This window comes from Streptomyces sp. NPDC005648 (assembly GCF_040605395.1).
Lineage (GTDB): Bacteria > Actinomycetota > Actinomycetes > Streptomycetales > Streptomycetaceae > Streptomyces.
Window position 1 is genome coordinate 1 of sequence record NZ_JBEXCS010000013.1, and the last position, 17,803, is coordinate 17,803.

Below are 17,803 nucleotides of genomic sequence, written 5' to 3' on the forward strand. Positions count from 1 at the left end.
GTCTCCGTGAGACCGCCCCCGCACGATCGAAGTCCCGCTACACTCCCGCCACCCGGCGAAAAGACCAGGTCAGACAGCGAAATCCTGCTGGAGTATTAGCCGCCTAGTAGGACTTCGTTAGGTTGCCCGGGTTCTTGGGTTCTGGCTGGTGGTGGATGTTCTGGGCAGGGGGCGGTGGCAGGTGGTGCAGGTGCCGGTCCAGCAGTTCAGCAGGTCTTGGAGGGCGTCGAGGGTCTGGTAGAGGGTGAGTCCGCTGTATCGGCTTTTGGGGCCAGCCGCTGTTCGGTGAGGAATGCGTGTGCGGCGGTGACCAGGGTGACGTGGTGGTGCCAGCCGGTCCAGGAACGGCCCTCGAAGTGGTCCAGCCCGAGGCCGTGCTTGAGTTCTCGGTAGTCGTGCTCGATGCGCCAGCGGATCTTGGCCAGGCGGACCAGTTCGGCCGGCGGGGTGTCGGCGGGCAGGCTGGACAGCCAGTAGTCGGTGGGTTCTTGTGCTTGTTCGGGCCATTCGACCAGCAGTGTCACCTCGGCCAGGACGCCGTTCCAGTGGCCGTATCGCGCGGTGGCGGCGGCCTGGGCCAGGCGGCGGGCCCTGACTCCGGCCGGCCGCACCCGCACCGCAAGAAAGCGTGAGCGCATCGGCCCGCGGGAGCCTTCACGCCAGGTGACCTCGGTGAACGCCTGTCGTCCCTGGCCCGCGGCCACAACGGCCACCGAGGACGGCTTGTCCCGGTAACGGGGCTGCGGCTTGCGGCCGTTCCCGGACCACACCGGGGCGGTGGGCTGCGCGTCGTGTGGGTGAACGGTCACGTCCGAACGGACGGCCACGACATATCCAATGCCCCGCTCGCTCAGGCCGTCGCGGAAGTCGGCGTTCTGCCCGTAGCCCGCGTCGGCCACCACCACCGGCGGCACCAGACCCCATCCCGCCAGCTCATCGAGGCTGTCCAGGGCCAGACGCCACTTCTGCCGGTGCCCGACCTCCTGCGGCATCCCGGTCTTCTGCCGCCGTGCGGCATCGTCGGCCCACTCCTCGGGCACGAACAACCGCCACTGCAGCGGACAGGACGCAGTGTCGGAGACCGCGTGCACACTCACCGCGACCTGGCAGTTCGCCTGCTTGCCCAGCGCACCGCAGTACTGGTGCGCAACCGCCACCGACATCCGGCCGTCCTTGGGAAACGACACATCGTCGACCGCCCAGGCATCCGGGCCGACCTGGGGCACCATCCGCTGCGCGATCCGCCGCCGCACCGGCAGCGGATCCCAGGTCGACTGGTTCACGAACTGCTGCAGGTTCTGCTCGTTGCCGTCCGGCAGCCGCTCCGCCATCGGCTGGATCGACTTGCGCCGCCCGTCCAGCATCAGCCCCCGCAGATAACAGTCGCCCTTGGCCCGCTGGTCCTTGCGCGGCACCGACGCGAACACATCAGCGACGAATAACGCCAACTTCGCCCGAGCACGGTTCACTTCGTGTGCGTCCACACACCCACCATGCTCCCGAACAGACCCGACAGGAAGACCTAACGGAGTCCTACTAGTGGCCTATCGGGATAGTCGGCGGAAGGGGCGGCCGCGCATTCAGCGAAGTGGCGGCCACCCCGTGTGCCGTATGGCGTGTCAGAAGCCGCGGGCGGTGAGCCATTCGTCCAGGGCGACCGAGACGATGTCGCCGATGGGCAGGTGGTCGAGTTCGTTGTCCAGCGCGAAGCGCTTGATGCGCTTCTTCAGCTTCAGCGCGGTCGGCACGGAGGAGTCCAGGCTCTCGCGCGTGATGATGCGCTGGTTGAGAACGGCAGCTGTGTTGGGAATGTCCTTGGGGCGGCCGGGTCCCTGAGCCCACGGGGCTCCCTCGCTGGGTGCTGCCTCCGATCGCGCGTTCTGCTCCTGGTGAGATACCGCAACATCGCTCCTCACCGGGAAGGCCGTACCGCCCGGGACCGGAGAAACGGCGTGCCGCACGGCAACCTCGGCGGTCGGTAGCACCCCAGCTGTCGTGGGGATGGCGTGAGACAGACCGGCCTGCGGAACCTGCTCGATCAGCTGTGTGGACTGAGCCGCGGGCGCTGCGGGCACGGCAGAATGAGCCGCGAACTGCCCGTGCCCATGCGTCGAATGCCCAGAGTGAGCAGACTGCATGGCGGGCACTCCTGCGGCCGGGTGATCCCGCTGGGCGGTCGGTGCCTGCACGGGGGCGCTCAGTACGGCGTCGACGGTCGGCTTACCCTGCGCCCCGGTCTCCACGGGGGCCGTGGAAGGCCGCTGGGCCTCGGCCTCATCGACGGCCGGATGCCCTTCGCCCTGGGCGTCGGCCTGTTCGGCGGCCGGATGCCCTTCGCCCTGGGCGTCGGCCTGTTCGGCGGCGAACTGTTCGGGCGTGAGCTCGGCGGCTGGCGGCGAGGGCGGCGGGGCCGTCTTCTTGGCCCCGCCCAGGGCCCGCCCGCCGGTGCGGCGGGCGGGAGGCTTCGGCCTGTCGTTCTTCTCGCTCATGCGGTCAGCTCCTTCATCAGGTTGGCGTACTCGCTCAGTTCGGTCGGGACCTCGCCGAAGGCCTCCATGTAGTGCACCCAGGAGTGGATGGTGGTCTCGGCGAGCGGGAACGCCTCGTCGCGGTCCGAACCGATGCCCTCGCCCTCGGCAGGCTCCAGCAGCTGCTGCTTCGCCCGGCTGGGCAGGCTGGTGCGGTCGTCGGCCTTGACCATCACCACATGGGCGGTGACGCCGCGCTCATTGCGGGCAGCGGCGCGCTCGGCCTCGTCGAACGTGGCCACCAGCTTGCGGCGCTCGATCTTGGTGGGGGCGACCGGCACGAGCAGCAGGTTCGCCTCGGTAACAGCCTCGTGGAAGATGCGGGCGCTGCCGCCGCCGGCGTCGACCACGATCGCGCCGAACTCGGCGCGCTTGGTGCGGATGTACTCGGCAATGTCATCGAAGGGGTAGCGCTCGATGACCAGGTTGGGGGGGATCTCGAAGCCGGCGGCCTGGGCGACCTTGAACCAGTCGTAGGCGGACTGGCTGGTCGCGTCGGCGTCCAGCAGCAGGGTGGGCAGGTCGAGGACGACGGCGTAGTAGAGGGCGATGAACCAGGCGGAGGTGGTCTTGCCGGTGCCGCCCTTGAGCATGCCGACCACGATGACGAAGGCGTCCCAGGCGCTGGCCGCGGCCGCGGCCAGGGTCTTGGTACGGGTGTTCTCACTCACGAGTGCTTGATCTCCTGAATCGGAAAGGTGCGTTGACGTGCGGGCGTCGGCGAGAAGGCCGACGTTCGGCGGCTGCTGAGCGTGGGCGAAGGAGGACCCCGAGCAGCGCTGTATTCGGGATGGCCCGCCGTCGCTCCCGTGACCTGCCGGGCCTGGCCGGGGACCCGTTTGAGGGCGCTCATGACCGTTTCCTCGGGGTGCGGGCCGGGCCGTGGTTGTGCTTGGGGCGCATGTGGGTGCCTGCCTGGTGCAGGAGCCGGTAGACGGTGCCGACGGAGTAGTTGCACTCGCCGGCCAGGTCCGGCACCGTGGCGCCAGCCTCGTACCGCGCCCGCAAAGACTCCGCGAGCTTCGTTCGCCGTGCGGCATCGGCTGCGGAGCGGATGCGCAGTGTCTGCAGGGTGGTGCGGGGCGTGCCACCGGCCTCGATCAGCAGCCGCCGCGCGGCACGTCGCGTCACGGATCCGGCTACGGCCAACTCCGCGAGTGTGGCGCCCTGTTGCTCGTAGAGGCGGCGCAGCCGGGCGGCGAGGTTGCGGCGGGCTTGCCCGTCGCGCAGCCTGCGCGTCTGCCACGAGGTGCGCATCTCGGTCCCGGCCTCGTGCAGCCGGTTGAGGACCGTGCCGTAGGACAGGCCACTGCTCGCCGCGAGTTGGTCCACGGTAGAGCCGGACTCGTACTGCTCCCGCAGTGCTTGCGCGGTGACCTGATCGTCGTGATCGGCCGTGGGTGGAGGGGGTGGGTTCACGCTGCGGACTCCCATTCGCTGCGGGCTTCGGCATGGGCGGCGGCCAGCTCGTCGTAACTGCGCTGGTCGGCGGGGGTGATGAGGATCAGCCGTCCATCGGTGGCGATCCGCCAGTCGGGTACGGCGCGGCCGGTGACCGGATCGAGGACACAGCCGTCCGGGGCGTGCCACGCGGTGGGAACCTCGTCGGGGCGTGGCGCGGGAATCACGATCTGGCGCCCGTCGCGGACGATCACCACGGCCTTGCTGCGGTGCTCCGACAGCCACTCCAGCGCCCGTTGGTACGCCGTGCGCTCGGCGGCGTGCACCGCCTTGCGCCGGGACGCGACGCCCGCGGTCCCGTGCCGCACCGCGACTGCGTCCCAGCCGCGGGCCGGCTCGGAGATCTCTTCGGCCGCAGCCTCCAGGGGGCGGTCACCGAAGCCCTCCAAGGCATGAGGTGCCAGGGTCCAGGTCTCACCGCTGTGGTGGACCAGGCCGTGGTCGGCCAGGCGCCGCAAGGCGCGGTAGAGGGTGGCGCGGGAGACGGAGGACGAGCCGACAAGCTCGGCGACCGTCTGCGCTGGCCGGGCGTGCAGTGCACCGATGACCACCAGTGCGGCGCTGCCGAGCCCGCGGTGGGCGAAGGCGTCGTGGCCCATCAGCCGGCCGATGACGGTGGAGTCGAGGTCGGCCGTTGTGCCCGTCTCAGAGGTGGGCCACTCCTCAAGTGCCAGGTCGGGGGGGTACTGAGTGGTTCGGAAACGAGATTGCGCTACGGGGGTGCTGTGGCGGTCGGCGCTGCCCTCGGCGAGATACCAGGTCGAGCCCTCGCGGCCGTGGCCGACGCGCAGACGTCGCAGCCAGCCCCATGGTTTGAGGACGGTCTCGTAGACGACCCGGAGGGTCGTGCGGGATATCCCCGCTTCCTCCGCGGTCTGCCGCTCGCTGGCGTGGTGCAGGGGACCGCCCGCGATCTGGGCGAAGTTCAGATGCGCCCGCAGGACCCGCAGTGCGGTCCGCCCACGTTCCCCACGCCAGGGCGTCGTCTCGATGCGGTCGCGCAGCGCGGCAAGCACCTCGTACGCGTGGTGCCGCGATTCCAGCACCCTCGTGCGGCTGACCGCGGCCGAGGCACTGGCCCACACCCGGCCGATGTACGCCAGGGCACGCGATTGCCCGGAGCGCAGCGCGATGCTTCGGGCGTGCCGCCCGCCTTCGTGATCGGGGTGCAGCAACAGCTGCGTCAGCTGCTCGACGGTGCCGCCAGCGCGAGCGACATGGCAGGCGATGGCCGCCGTGATCCGGTGCCCGTGTTCGGCCGCGCCCTGACGGTTCCCGCGCAGGGACACGCTCTGGCCGTCGGAGGCGAGCCTGCTGTAACTGCCCGCCGCATAGCGACCGGTGAGATCCCCGAGCAGAATGAGATCGGCTGCAGCCGTAGGTAGATAGTGAAGACCCAGTCGCTCGCCTGGGTGAAATGGCCGTCGGAGAGAACCTGTCTGGTGGGTGCTGTGTGGCACTGTGGAGCCGTCCCGCAAGGACAGAGACGCCACCCAGGCCCGCTAAAACCACGGGTGGTGTCCGGTACCGACCTCCAATCGGTGCCAGCGAAGCCTCCAGGATGGCCATCCTGGAGGCATTCGTATGCCTGGCTGCGGTGCTGGAGGCAGGCGTCCCCATCGCGGCTCGACCGAGATCGATTCCGAGTGCCGTCAGCGGGTCCACAGCCTGATCAACGCCGTCTGACCTGGGCCGACTCGGACCAAAACAGAGGGCGATTGCCTCTGATCGGCTCCGAGCAGCTCGGTTCGAATCGGGGTCGAATCAGAGCGGTTTCCTCTGACTGCCTCCGGTCGCCTCTGCAACCCGACCTAGCAGGTCACAGCCGATCCGATCCGCGAAGCCGCAGGTCAGAAGGGTGCGTCAGGAATACCCGGCGTACAGCCCGACTCGTCTGCTGGCAGGGCTCTGGCCTAGGTTCTTGACCTGGCCAGGGTCCTTTCCATGTTGGGGCACTTCCCACTTCTGCCTAGGAGTTCCCGAGAGTTCCCGAAATGTGCGCGCGTTGTGCACTGGGCAAGCCGTTGGCGCACTGATTGATGCTAGTACGAGGGGCCGCTACGGCGGGTTGGACAGACGTCTCGTGGTCGGACCTGGAGTGAAGTAGCCTTCCCCGCGGCGGATACCGGACGTTCGGCCGGGATTGCGTGAGCCAGCTGTTTCCCGGATTTCCCCGACTTCCACCGGCACGCTGCTCGCGAACCTGTCCGTGCCGGATGTGCTCGCCCACGTGTGGTGGAGGCTGCAGCGGATGCTGGCTGCAGCACCCCCTTGATCTGTAGCTGGGTAGCGCGACAACGGTCGTTCTCACGCCCTGGACGCGTTGGCCGTTGCCGATTGTGCCTTCGCCTATCATGAGTTCGACCGGCCGGGCATCGCCCTGGCCAACCGAGTCATGCGGCGCTATGAGGCGGACCCCTGGCGTATGGGTGCGGCAGACTACGAGCACCTCGTGACACGGGCGGAGTTGCATGGCACGCCGTCACTTCCCCTCACCGGCACGCTGGTCGAGGCGACGTAGGACGCGGAACTGGCCCCGGCGATGGATGTCCTGGGCGTCGCACTGCATGAGGAGGCTGCACTGGACCCGTTGTTGGGCGATCTGAGGTAGCCCTGCGGCTGTGCCCTTACCAACAGCTCTCATTAGTATGAAAAGCTGATGGTTATGGGGAACGGTTATGGTGCTCAGGCGATCTTCGACCCTGGTTCGGTTCAGTGGGTGTTGCAGCCCCGTGGTGGGCGCCCCAAGCGTGGGCCTCAGAACTTCGAGCACTCGGTGCGGCAGGGAATCCGGCTCGAAAAGTACGGGCATGTCCTGGGCGGGCATGCGGAACTGCTGAAAGGTATTTTCCCTGACGGGGTGGCACGGCTGTGGGGGGCAAGCCCATGTGATACGCCCTGGCATGTCAAGGCTGTTTGCATTCGGGACCAAAAAGTCGGCGACGAGGTCCTGTTCTACGACAAGGGGAAGTTCATAGCGAAGGCCCGTATTCTGGGCCTGCTGCAGAACCGCGAGTTGGCAGCCGCGGTGTGGGGAGCCGAGGAGGGGCAGAAGACGTGGGAGCACGTCATGGCTCTGGGCGACATCGTCGAGTTCGATGTACCGGCCGCCCCGCTCCTCCGTGAGTTGGTCAATCGGGATGACCTGCGCAGCCTCACCCTCATTCCGGCCGCCTCACGGCAACGCCATCTGGGCCTCCTGAACAACCTGCTCGCTGGGGAGGAAGTGAAGGCCCCACAGCCCTCCGCAGCGAAGAAGACCAAGTCCGCCCCGCCGATGCGGCGCGACGAACTGCTGCACGCCCTCGGCACCCTGGACGCCGGGATTTCGGAGCAGGAGGCCACGCGCGATGTGTCACTCACTCTGCTCTGGGCCATTGGACGGTTGGCTTCCGGACAGAGCCGCCTGGTGCCGCGGGACGTCTGTGCAAAGGAGCTCGGCCCTCTTCTGCTGGACTTCGGCGTGGGCGATGTGAACTTCACGCTCGAGCACACCCTCGGCCATCTCCGCCGCACTGGACTTTGGGAAGCCGAGACCGAGGACACGGTCGGGCTCAAGACGGAGGTTGCCAGGCTCTTGCAGAAGCCGCTCACGCGCGCTGAGGCGATCGGCCTGTTGCGCGGCTTCTATCTCTCGGGTGTCGATCAGGAGGAGTTGCTGGAGCGCGTGGGTCTCGCCGGGTACGCGAACGCCAGCGGAGAGCCGGGAGACGAGACCAACGGGCAGCAGACCGGGGAGGAGGCGTCCGAGGGAAGAGGGCGCCGGCAGGTGAACGGATCGCGGCCCGACCGGGATCCACGCCTCGCCGAAGAGGTCAAACGGATCTACGAGCACCAGTGCCAGATCTGCGGGGAAGCCCTTGAAACTCGCTTCAGTCACTACAGCGAGGCCGCGCACATCCAAGGTGTGGGCAGTCCGCACGAGGGGCCGGACAAACTGTCGAACCTGCTGTGCCTCTGCCCTAACCATCACGTCCAGTTCGACAAGCTGTTCCTGTTCATCGACGAGGACTGGAACGTGCGGCGCAGCAGGGACGGGAAGCACCTGTGGACCCTGAGACGCGACCCGAAGCACCACCTCGACGAGAAGCATGTCGAGTACCACCGAGGGCTGTGCGGCCGTGGCACATACGAGGAGCTGCTCAATCGGGGGGATGAACAAATCTGACGGGCTCTCGCAGGCTGGCGGTCGCGCCGTCCAGATCGGCCAGGCGTGCCGCCACGGTTGCCTCGGCGAGACGTGGCGGCAGTGCCGCGTTGAACTTCAGCCCGGCTACGGCACGGGGGTCCACGGAGGGCAGACAGAGGTGTTCCGCGGCCTCCGTGGCGGGCTTTCGCCACTCCTGCGCTGTGATGTCCTCGCGCAGCCTCACGTATGCGTCCGTCGGGCGCTGCAGCGGGTCGGCGACCGAGGTGAGCGTGGCGGCGAGAGTGGCGTTGGCCCGGCTGCCGGCCCAGGTCCACCAGCGCACGTTCGTGTCCGGACCACCACGGGTCACCACGGTTCCGCCGGCATGGACGGTCTCGCCGTATCGTTCCCGGGCCTGGGCCAGCGCGCCTTCTGCACGCCGGGTCACCTTGACCGGAGGCGTAGAGCCGAGCAGGACCTCGCGTACGGCGCGGGAGAGTTCGTACGAGGCGGTGCGCGTGAATCCGATGCCGCCCCAGCGCGCCCTGCCGCCGCCCTCGACAGGTTCGACGAAACAGCGCCGCCGCGACCAGTCGATGTACGTGACCTGCCAGCTGCGGCCGGCCAGGAGCAGACGTCGAGGGCCGACGACCTCGTCGGTGAGCAGCGCGGGATCCGTTGTGCCGATCTCCGTCCGGCCGGACAGCACGGTGAACTCGGGAGCCGCGGTGAACACCGCCGTCAGGTCCATGAAGTGTCTGTAGCCGAAGCGTTGTTCGGCTTCGGGGCCGATGAACAGCAAGCCGCCGTCCCGGTCGAGGAAGCCTTGCTCGATCAGATGGCGCATCACCGGCTCGGCGGCCGGGCCGAAGGGGCCGATGCCGCCCCACCACTCCTGCCACAACCGGTCGCCGACCCGGTGTTCCTGCAGGCACAGCGCGAGGATCTGCTGAGCGGCGATGTGCCGGGGCGCGGGAGGCGGGGTGATCGGCTCCACCCAGCCGCGTGCCCAGAGCAGCAGCAGGCCTGCCGCAGACAACAGCCCGGCTTCGTCCACGGCGAGGAAGAGACAGTTCCTGGCGGATCCGGGCCGTCGCCCGGTGCGGCCGATGCGCTGCAGGAACGAGGCGACGGTGCCCGGTGCGCCGATCTGGAGGACTCGGTCCAAGTCGCCCACGTCGATGCCGAGTTCCAGCGTGCTGGTGGAGATGATCACACAGTCGCGAGCCTCGGCGAACGCCTCCTCGGCACGTCTGCGCTCGTCGACGGAGAGCGAGGCGTGGGACAGGAAGGTGGTCACCCCCTTGGCGCGCAGACTCGCGCCGAGTTCCTCCACCTCGCGGCGCGATTCGCAGAACACGAGCCGTTTCTCGCCGTGATGCAGGGCGGCGATGACCCTTGCCGCGTTGTCCAGGGAACCGACGTAGTCGAGCTCGACTTCCCCGGGCGAGGGGACGGGCGCGGAGGCGTCACGCAGATGAGGAGCGACGACCCGGGCCGTGCGCTTCCCGGCCCCCGAACCCTGGAGCCAGTGCAGCAGTTGCTCGGGATTGCCGACGGTGGCGGAGAGTCCGACACGCTGTACGGGATGCCCCGCGACGCGTTCCAGGCGTTCCAGTACGGCGAGCAGGTGCCAGCCCCTGTCGTCCCCGGCGAAGGCGTGCACCTCGTCGACGACGATCGCCCGCAGCCCCGAGAAGAAGGCCCGGTGGTCGACGTTGGCGCTGACCAGCATCGCTTCCAGTGACTCCGGAGTGGTCAGCAGCACATCCGGCCGCTCGCGGAGAATGCGTTTACGGCGAGAGTGCGTCACATCGCCGTGCCAGAGCGCCGTCGTCCGCCCAAGCCAGGCGGTGTATGTCTCGAGGCGCGGCAGGAGGTTGTTGAGCAGGGCCTTGAGGGGGCAGACATAGAGCAGCGAGGTGCCGGTCCAGCCCTCCTGCGCCATCTTCGACAGCAGCGGAAAGGACGCGGCCTCTGTCTTCCCGCCGGCTGTGGGGGCGAGCAGCACGGCATCCGCGCCGTCGATGAGCGGGAGGACCGACTCCTTCTGCAGCGGTCGGAGGTCCGGCCAGCCGAGGGTGTTGACGATGTGGTGGACGAGACCGGGGTGCAACCGGTCCAGCGGGTCAGACCTTTCGCCCTCTCCCACCTCGCCTCCATCCTGTCGTGCTGTCACGGCAGTTCCAGTTCCACGTCGTCCGCGCCGGGGGCGGCGGCGTTCCTTTCGACTTCCGTCAGCTCGGATGCGGCGACCGTCAACGCATAGTGCCTGCGGGGGTCGAAGTCCTCGAACTGGTCGATGCGGTCGAGGACATCACCGACCAGCTTCTTCAGGAACAGCCTGGGTGCCACCCCGACCTTGCCTCCCAGAGCACCACCGACCGCGGTCGCCAGATCCGCCACGTAGCTGTCGTCGGCCATCGCCACGATCCGCTCAGGAGCCGCGGACCCTTCGGCGTACAGATCCCTGATGGTCTGTCCGAGCGCGATCAGCGAGTCCCTGGTGAAACCGGGAAGCCGCAACTGCACCGCGCGCGGATTGTCGAAGCGGGGTTCGGTGGTGAAGTCGGTGGCCAGCCGCTGGGCGAGTGGTGCCAGGCGCTGCACGCCTTGCTGCCCGTCGTAGAACGCGGGGGTGCCCGTGATGATCAGGTAGAGACCCGGGAAACGCCCGGAGTGCACCTCGTCGATGAGCTGCCGCAGGGCGTTGAGCGCCTTGTCGCGCGCATCCGAGCGGACTCTCTGCAGTGTTTCCACCTCGTCCAGTACGAGGAACAGACCCGCGTGGCCGCTGTCACGCAACACCGTGAGCAGCCCCTGCAGGAAACCGAGCGCGCCGAAGTGGTCGAGGTCCCCTCGTACGCCGGCGACTCTGCGGGCCGCGGCCGCCACGTGTGGCTGGCCGCCGAGCCATGCCATGACGGCCGCCGCGGTGGCCTCGTCACCCGAGGCGAGCGCGGCGCGGTATCCCCGAAGCGCGGCGGCGAAGGACGGGGCGTGCCGGGAGACCTCCGCCAGGCGTGCGGTCAGGAGCCGCTCGACCGCCTCGGGAAGACCTTCTTCCGAGGCCCCGGCGGCGAGGGCGTCGTCCTCCAGGTTGTAGAACCAGGCGTCGACGACGGGTCGGAGCGCGCTCGGCGGAAAACCGGGGGTGGCCAGCCGCTCCGTGAGTCGCCGGTAGACCGTTTCCAGCCGGTGCAGCGGCGTCTCCGTCTCCGAGATCTGAATCTCGGACACCGCGAAATTCCGGCGCCTGGCACGCTCGCCCAGCCAGCGGGTGAAGAAGGTCTTGCCGGATCCGTACTCGCCGCGGACGGCTTTGAAGACCGAGGCTCCCTCCGCCACCGCGGACAGTTCCGCGTCGAGCGCCGTCTCGAAGCGATCCAGGCCGGTCGCCAGCAGGTCGAGCCCGCTCTCGGGTACGGCTCCGCGCCGCAGGGCGTCGATCACATCCCGTCGGCGCGCGGCGCTGACGGGTGAGGGGCGGGACGGCCGGTCTGTGCTCACGCCACCAGTCTTCCATCCGGTTGAGGGCCGCGTGGCTGGGGTTGAGCGGTCAGGAGTGTCCAGAACTATTCGGGATGGCTGATTCCGGGCGATCCGCGAGCGATCCAGGCGATCTATAAGCGTGCGGATTCCTTGATTCCTTGACGACGATCAGAGCGGCTTGATGCAATATGTTGTCCGTCAATGGGGTTTAAAACAGGGGGAGCGTGGCGTGTCGCTCGACAGCCCGAAGCTCAAGGAACTGCTCAAGCAGGTCGAGTCGGGATCCTTGCAGCTGCCTGATTTCCAGCGCGAGTGGAAGTGGGACGACGAGCGGATCAGGGCGTTGATCGCGACGGTCACGCTCAACTATCCCCTGGGTGTGGTTATGTCGCTCCAGACGGGCGGGGGTACGCCCTTCAGGCCGCGCCCGTTGAGCGGTGCGCAGGTTCCCGAGGGCACGGTGCCGGACCTGTTGCTGCTCGACGGTCAGCAGCGGATGACCTCGCTGTATCAAGCCCTCAGGCGCGACCAGCCGGTGGAGACCGTCGATGCCCGAGGCAAGGATCTGCGGCGCTGGTACTACATCGACATCGCCAAGGCGATCGGCACTCCGTCCGACCGTGACGAGGCGATCGTGTCCGTGCCCGAGGACCGGACGCTCAGGAAGGACTTCGCGCGCAAGGTTGTACTGGATCTGAGTACGCGGCAACTGGAGTGCGCAGCGGGTCATTTTCCGCTCAATCTGGTGTTCGACACGGCGCGAATGAATGCCTGGCATCGCGAATTCGTGAAAGTGGACGAAGCGAACTGGGAAATCTGGTCCCAGTTCGAGGAACACGTCCTCAATCACGTCCAGTCGTTCGACGTGCCGATGATCAACCTCAAGGCCTCCACCACGATGGACGCGGTGTGCGCCGTCTTCGAGCGGGTGAACACTGGAGGCGTCCCGCTGAACGTCTTCGAGCTGCTCACCGCCACCTACGCCGGAAACCAGGCGCATGTGGCGGAGTTCGGGGAGTACTACCGCCTTCCCGAGGCGTGGTACCGCATCAAATCGGAACTGACGTCCACGTATCCCGTGCTTGGCCGCATGGAAGCGGGCGTCGAGGATGGTCTGAGCAGCAGCGACTTCCTGCAGGCGATCGCGCTCGTCCGCACCTGGGAGCGCAAGCGCGACGGCCTCAGCAGCTCCCTCTCCTGCAAACGACGCGACCTGCTGGAGCTTCCCCTCGACGACTTCACACGACTTGCCCCGCGCCTGGCGGAGGCCTTCGCCTGGGTCGGCGCCTTCCTGCAACGGCAGTGCATCGTCCAGTCGGCGGATCTGCCGTACCGCACCCAGCTCGTACCGCTTGCCGCCGTACGCGCCATCCTCGGCGAGGAGACGGACACCGGGGCCGGTGAGGAACGCATCGGACAGTGGTACTGGAACGGTGTGCTCGGTGAGATGTACGGAGGCTCGATCGAGAGCCGGTTCCCACGGGACGTGGAACAGCTCATCGCCTGGATCCGCGGGAACGGCGGCGACCCCGACACCGTCGCCGAGGCCGTCTTCGTCTCCGACCGGCTCGACACCCTGACCACCCGCAACAGCGCCGCGTACAAGGGCATTTACGCGTTGCTCGTCAAGCAGGGCGCCGTCGACTGGTACTACACCGAGGCACCGCTCAGCCCCGGCCAGCTGGTCGCCCACGGCGTCGACGTACGGCAGATCTTCCCGAAGTCCTGGATTGCCAAGTCGTACCCGGCCTTCGCGTCACGAGCGGGCTCGATCGTCAACAAGACGCCACTGTCGTACCGGGCCAGCCGGAGCATGACGGGCCCGCCCAGTGCCTACCTCAAGCCGCTGATGCTGGAGTCGGGCCTGCGTGCCGAGTGGTTCGATGACGTTGTCGCGACGCATCTCATCGAGCCGTCGACGTTGTACGAGGGGGATTTTCAGCGGTTCTACGAGGACCGCTCGAAGCAACTCCTCGATCTGGTGCGGTCCGCCATGGGCAAGCGCACCGTGTTCCGTGACTTCGACGACTCCTACGCCCGGTGATCGCCGCCATGCCCATCATGCCGACCCAAGAGGCCCTGCTCGCGCTCAAGGGCACGAGGATTCCCGTCCCCGACCTACTCGCCCTCTTCGGCACCCGCCGTCGCGACGACCAGGCCGTACTGACCATTTCGCAGGCGCTCACGGACGTCGGGCTCTCCACCGTTCCGTCCTTCGCCACCTGCGGACGTCAGATCGCCGTCCACGTGGTGGCACTCGAGACGGTCACGCCACCGGACGACGCCGAATCCGACGAGGAGCCCAGCGAAGAGCCGGCGTCCGGCCTGCTTCCGCAGCATCCCCTTCGCATCGGAGACATTCCCGCGGCGCGCGCGGGACTGGAGTCGCTGCCGTCGAGCGCCCAGCTGTCCGAGGCCACCTATCTGATGCGCACCAAGGACTACTCCCAGCTGCCCATCATCGACGGGACGACGAAGCTGTGCGGCGCCGTCACCTGGAATTCGGTGGCCAGGATGTACGAGAAGGCCAACGTCGACCGGGTTCTGGCGAACGCGATGGTGGACGACCCCCCGGTGGTCGAGGAACACCAGAACTTCTTCGCCGCGCTGCCCCTGGTGAGTGAGAAGGGCTACGTGCTGGTCCGGCGCAACGACGGCCGGTTCAGCGGGATCGTGACGTCCGCGGACATCACGGAGCGCTTCGACGCGACTGCCAGGCCGTTCTTCATCGTCGGGGAGATCGAGTTCCTGCTCCGCAAGTGCCTCGGTGCCGCGATCGACCCGGAGGCCATCAAGGCCGTACAGCCGAAGAATCGCCAGACCGGAAAGATCTCGGACCTGCAGTTCGGCGACTATGTGAAGCTGCTCGATGGCCAGCAGGTCAAGGAGTCACTGCGGCCCATGGCGGACCAGAACTGGCCTGCGCTCGGCTGGCCCATGGTCAACCGGGTCCAGTTCGTGTATCAGCTCGACCAGGTGCGCAAGATCCGCAACAAGATCGCGCACTTCGCCCCAGAGCCGCTTGAACAGCAGTCGCTCGAAGAGCTGGGGCAGTTCCTGCGGATACTCCGCCAGCTCGTCTGACGGTTGCACACGGCGTTGGCCGAGCAGCGTGTCCCACACCGCCCGCTCGGCCAACGGCCCTTCTCAGGCTCAGCCCAGCTCGAACTGACTCTTCAACAGGCCGGTGTGCAGCCGCAGTGTGCGGCCGTCCGGCAGGGTCTCCAGGACCTGTGCGCCGTCGTAGTTGAGCAGTTGCCGGAGCACGGCGCAGAATCCCTCCGCGCTTCGGGTCGCCGGGAGACCGACGCGTTGCGCCAGGGCCGTCGTCGGCAGTGTGCTCTCCTCCAGCAGCACCCGAACTGCCTGTTCCATCCGGGGCAGTTCGCGCTTACGGGCCAGCACCTGCACCTGGGCCTGGTAGATCTCCGAGGCCAGGAGTGCGGCCATCACAGCGTCGTTCGGAGAGGCCGACTCATCCGCGGGGACGGCCGTGACGGACAGCAGCGAGTCCTTCTCGGCGGGGACCAGCACCATGTCGAAGAGCGAGTCGCGGCCGGCCACGATCTCGACCGCGTCCTGTGCGGACTGGTTCACCGGCGATGTCGGCGATGCGGTGCGCTCGGCCACGGGCGCCGCAACCGCCGGCACCGGCTGTCCGAGCTGCGCCGACGTGACGTCGAGACGCCACCAGGAGGGCTGTTGGTCACCGAGTTCGCGCCAGCCCTTGGGCGGTTGCGCACCGAAGGGCAGGAACGCCAGTACAGGGATGGCGACTTCGGCGAGGGAGGCACCGCCGTGATAGCCCGCCTTCTGCGCGGTGTAGCGCGAGTCGGCGTCCCAGAGGGCGACGATCTCGCCGCCGCGCCGGTCTCCGGACTCGGACTCCGGTACGACGACGCGAGGCCCGGCCAGCAGTACCTCCGGGTCCGCGAGCTTGCCTCCGGGCTCCCGATGCCGGGCCGACAACGGGACGTCGGCCTCCAGCCGGGTGCCGTGCCGGTCGACGACATGCCCGTGGTCGCTGGTCAGGATCACCGCACGGCCCTGCAGCGCCGCATAGCGGAGCAGTTCGCGGAGCTGCCCTATGTCGCGGAGCCGCCAGGCGCCGTCGCCGAGCTTCTGCTCCTTCGCCAGCCGGTCGTCGACGGTGTTGAGGACCACCGCCACATGCGTGTTCTCGTCGGTGAGTGCGGCGAGCAGTTCGGGGCCGAAAGGCTCACCGGCGGTCTCGGCCCGGAGGTCGTCCTTGTGGAAGACGGCGGCCTTCGCATCCCCCCAGAACCGGTGGGCGGGGAAGGCCCGCTTCTCGTCGGCCTGCGTACCCGAGGTCAGTTCGGCCGCGAACAGCGAGGTCCGCGAGACCGCCGTGAGGGTGGGGAGCGCGGATGCCATGGCCCGGCGCCGTGCCGGGTCCTTCGCGTCGGCGAGGGGGTCGTACTCGACCCAGTGGCCGCGGAGTTCCTCGCCCAGTTCCGAGGCGATGGCCGCGCTCATCCCGTCGAGGACGAGCAGGAGCACCCCGCGCTCCCCGGACTTCACGACCGGGGCGACCACCCGGGGGAGGAAGGACTCGACAGTCAGCATCGCGCCCGGTGTTCCGCCGTCCGCGGTCCAGGTGGCCAGTGCACGCGCGAAGTTCCGGTCGATCTCGCGGCGGCGCGACCGGACGGAGGCGCACAGGGTGTCGTATGCGGCCCCCAGTGTCGGCTCGCTCTCACCGCCCGCCTCGATGTGTTCCAGTGCGAGGTCCACCCAGCCGGTCTCCGTGATCTGACGGCCGATGGCCGCCGCCACGTTCGCCGACGAGACGGGCGGGTCGCCCGCGAGCCACTGGGAGAGCCGCTGCGCCATGCGGGCGCGTGCGATACGTGTCCGGGCGTCGGTGTCCTGGGCGAGCCCGTGGTCGTCGAGTGCGCTGACGGACCGGGCGATCAGCTGCGGATCGGCGGCGGCCAGGGCGCGTCCGACGGCGGCGAAGCGGGCCTCAAGTCCCGCTGCGAGCAGGTGACTCGACCGGGCAGCCCGCTCGGCACCGAACTGCCGTACAAGTGACTCCGCACGGTCCAGGGCCATGCTGCTCATCCGCGTGGCGGTCGCGGCCGACTCGTCGAACTCCGACCGGCCGGTCGACAGCAGCGCGGACACGAACTCCTCGCAGGCCCGCCCGAAGGAGGCCATGAGCAGGTCCAGGGCCTCACCGTGGGCGGGCGGTTCGTCTCCGAGCCAGCGCTCGGCCCGCCCTCGCGCGCGGTAGTCCTCGGCGTCCAGGGAATCCCCGCCGGGCGCGGAGCCCCCGCCCGTCCGCTTCCGGCCGCGCGGGCGCCGCCCACCAGCGGCGTCCGGGATCGCGGTGTCCCGCCAGAGGGCCCCGCACACGAGCCCGAACGCGACGGCGTCCGGCCCGTGTTCGGCGTTCACCAGGGCGATCAGGGCCCGCCCGGTGAGCCCCACCTGCTCGTCCTCGCCGAGGAACCGGGCGAGGCCGGCACGTTCGGGGGCCCGCAGTGCGAGATAGCGGTCCGGGCCGCCGGGTTGCAGGGTCCAGCGCAACAGCGCGTGCACGTCCAGCCCGTCCGTGCCCGTCACCTCGCCCGAGGCGACATCGGGGTCGTAGCGGCCGATGCCGAGCCGGCGCATGGTGAGGGCGGCCAGTGCCTCGCGCCGGGACAGTGTGCCGCCCGCCAGCCGCGGCCAGCCGCCCGGCGGGGTGGCGTCGAGGAGCGACTCGGCGGCCCAGTTCTCCTCGGAGAGCCAGTGGTCGGGCGCGTCGGCGCCGAAGGCCTCGCGGACGACGTCCCAGATGTTGACGGCGCTGACCCGGTGCCGGTGGACCTTGGACAGCAGGTCGGGTCCGAGTTCGGCTTCCTCGCGGTCGGTGAGGACCACGAGGACGTCAGGCCCGCCGGGCCCGGTGGCGCGGGCCTCCCGATGGTTCAACGCCAGTTCGTAGACCGCGAGCGGTGAGGGCCCGACGGCGATGCGGGCCTGCCGTCCGTCGCCCCACGTGAGCTGTGCCGGTCCGTCCCAGACGGGGGCCGCGCGCAGCAGCACCACCCGGCGCTTCTCCGGGGTGAGGCTGGACTTCTGGGAGTTCAGGTACTGGGTGATGGTGGCGGCATTGAGCCGCACCGCGCTGGTGATCGTCGCCGAGGTCACGCGCCCGCCCGCCCTGTTTCCGTCATCCGCATCG

General features: G+C 68.7%; 12 protein-coding genes. 4 read left to right on the forward strand and 8 right to left on the reverse strand.

Features of this window, described 5'->3' with window-relative positions; all coding sequences use genetic code 11:
- Positions 1-206 precede the first annotated feature (206 nt).
- The 5 genes from ABZT17_RS10205 to ABZT17_RS10225 form a co-directional block, all read right to left on the reverse strand.
- Positions 207-1,484, reverse strand: a complete 1,278-nt coding sequence (locus tag ABZT17_RS10205) for an IS701 family transposase (protein ID WP_356346222.1) — start codon at positions 1,482-1,484, stop codon at positions 207-209.
- A 135-nt stretch (positions 1,485-1,619) separates the two neighbouring features.
- Positions 1,620-2,489 (reverse strand): hypothetical protein, encoded by an 870-nt coding sequence (locus ABZT17_RS10210; RefSeq protein ID WP_356346224.1) that lies wholly within the window; start codon positions 2,487-2,489, stop codon positions 1,620-1,622.
- Positions 2,486-3,199, reverse strand: coding sequence for a ParA family protein (locus ABZT17_RS10215; RefSeq protein ID WP_086800016.1), 714 nt, complete (start codon positions 3,197-3,199; stop codon positions 2,486-2,488). Before ABZT17_RS10215 ends, ABZT17_RS10210 begins: the two co-directional genes overlap by 4 nt.
- Positions 3,200-3,377: 178 nt before the next feature.
- Positions 3,378-3,962, reverse strand: a complete 585-nt coding sequence (locus ABZT17_RS10220) for a helix-turn-helix domain containing protein (protein ID WP_104786621.1) — start codon at positions 3,960-3,962, stop codon at positions 3,378-3,380.
- Positions 3,944-5,278 carry a transcriptional regulator gene (locus ABZT17_RS10225; protein WP_356346227.1) on the reverse strand — a complete coding sequence of 445 codons (1,335 nt, stop codon included), beginning with the start codon at positions 5,276-5,278 and terminating at the stop codon, positions 3,944-3,946. Before ABZT17_RS10225 ends, ABZT17_RS10220 begins: the two co-directional genes overlap by 19 nt.
- A 1,034-nt stretch (positions 5,279-6,312) precedes the next feature.
- Between ABZT17_RS10225 and ABZT17_RS10230 the strand changes: the two genes are divergently transcribed.
- The gene (locus ABZT17_RS10230; protein ID WP_356346229.1) at positions 6,313-6,510 is read left to right on the forward strand and encodes a DUF2399 domain-containing protein; all 198 of its coding nucleotides are present in this window, start codon (positions 6,313-6,315) and stop codon (positions 6,508-6,510) included.
- Between the two features lie 138 nt (positions 6,511-6,648).
- Entirely contained in the window at positions 6,649-8,157 is a 1,509-nt protein-coding gene (locus tag ABZT17_RS10235; protein ID WP_356346231.1) for an HNH endonuclease, read from the forward strand.
- On the opposite strand, the gene ABZT17_RS10240 is transcribed toward ABZT17_RS10235, so the two are convergent.
- Together ABZT17_RS10240 and brxD are read right to left on the reverse strand one after the other, a co-directional pair.
- A complete protein-coding gene (locus tag ABZT17_RS10240) occupies positions 8,132-10,270 on the reverse strand; it encodes a DEAD/DEAH box helicase (RefSeq protein ID WP_356346233.1) in 2,139 nt (712 codons plus the stop codon). The genes ABZT17_RS10235 and ABZT17_RS10240 overlap by 26 nt on opposite strands.
- A gap of 23 nt (positions 10,271-10,293) precedes the next feature.
- Positions 10,294-11,628: a BREX system ATP-binding protein BrxD gene (gene brxD / locus ABZT17_RS10245; protein ID WP_356346235.1), complete on the reverse strand. Its 1,335-nt coding sequence runs from the start codon at positions 11,626-11,628 to the stop codon at positions 10,294-10,296.
- 211 nt (positions 11,629-11,839) lie between these two features.
- Between brxD and ABZT17_RS10250 the strand changes: the two genes are divergently transcribed.
- Positions 11,840-13,654: a DUF262 domain-containing protein gene (locus ABZT17_RS10250; RefSeq protein ID WP_356346237.1), complete on the forward strand. Its 1,815-nt coding sequence runs from the start codon at positions 11,840-11,842 to the stop codon at positions 13,652-13,654.
- Positions 13,655-13,671: 17 nt separating this feature from the next.
- On the forward strand, positions 13,672-14,694 hold the full coding sequence (locus tag ABZT17_RS10255) for a CBS domain-containing protein (RefSeq protein ID WP_356346240.1): 1,023 nt from the start codon (positions 13,672-13,674) through the stop codon (positions 14,692-14,694).
- Positions 14,695-14,763: 69 nt separating this feature from the next.
- Here the strand turns inward: ABZT17_RS10255 and pglZ are convergent, their stop codons facing one another.
- Entirely contained in the window at positions 14,764-17,769 is a 3,006-nt protein-coding gene (pglZ, locus tag ABZT17_RS10260; protein ID WP_356346242.1) for a BREX-2 system phosphatase PglZ, read from the reverse strand.
- Between the last annotated feature and the right edge of the window lie 34 nt (positions 17,770-17,803).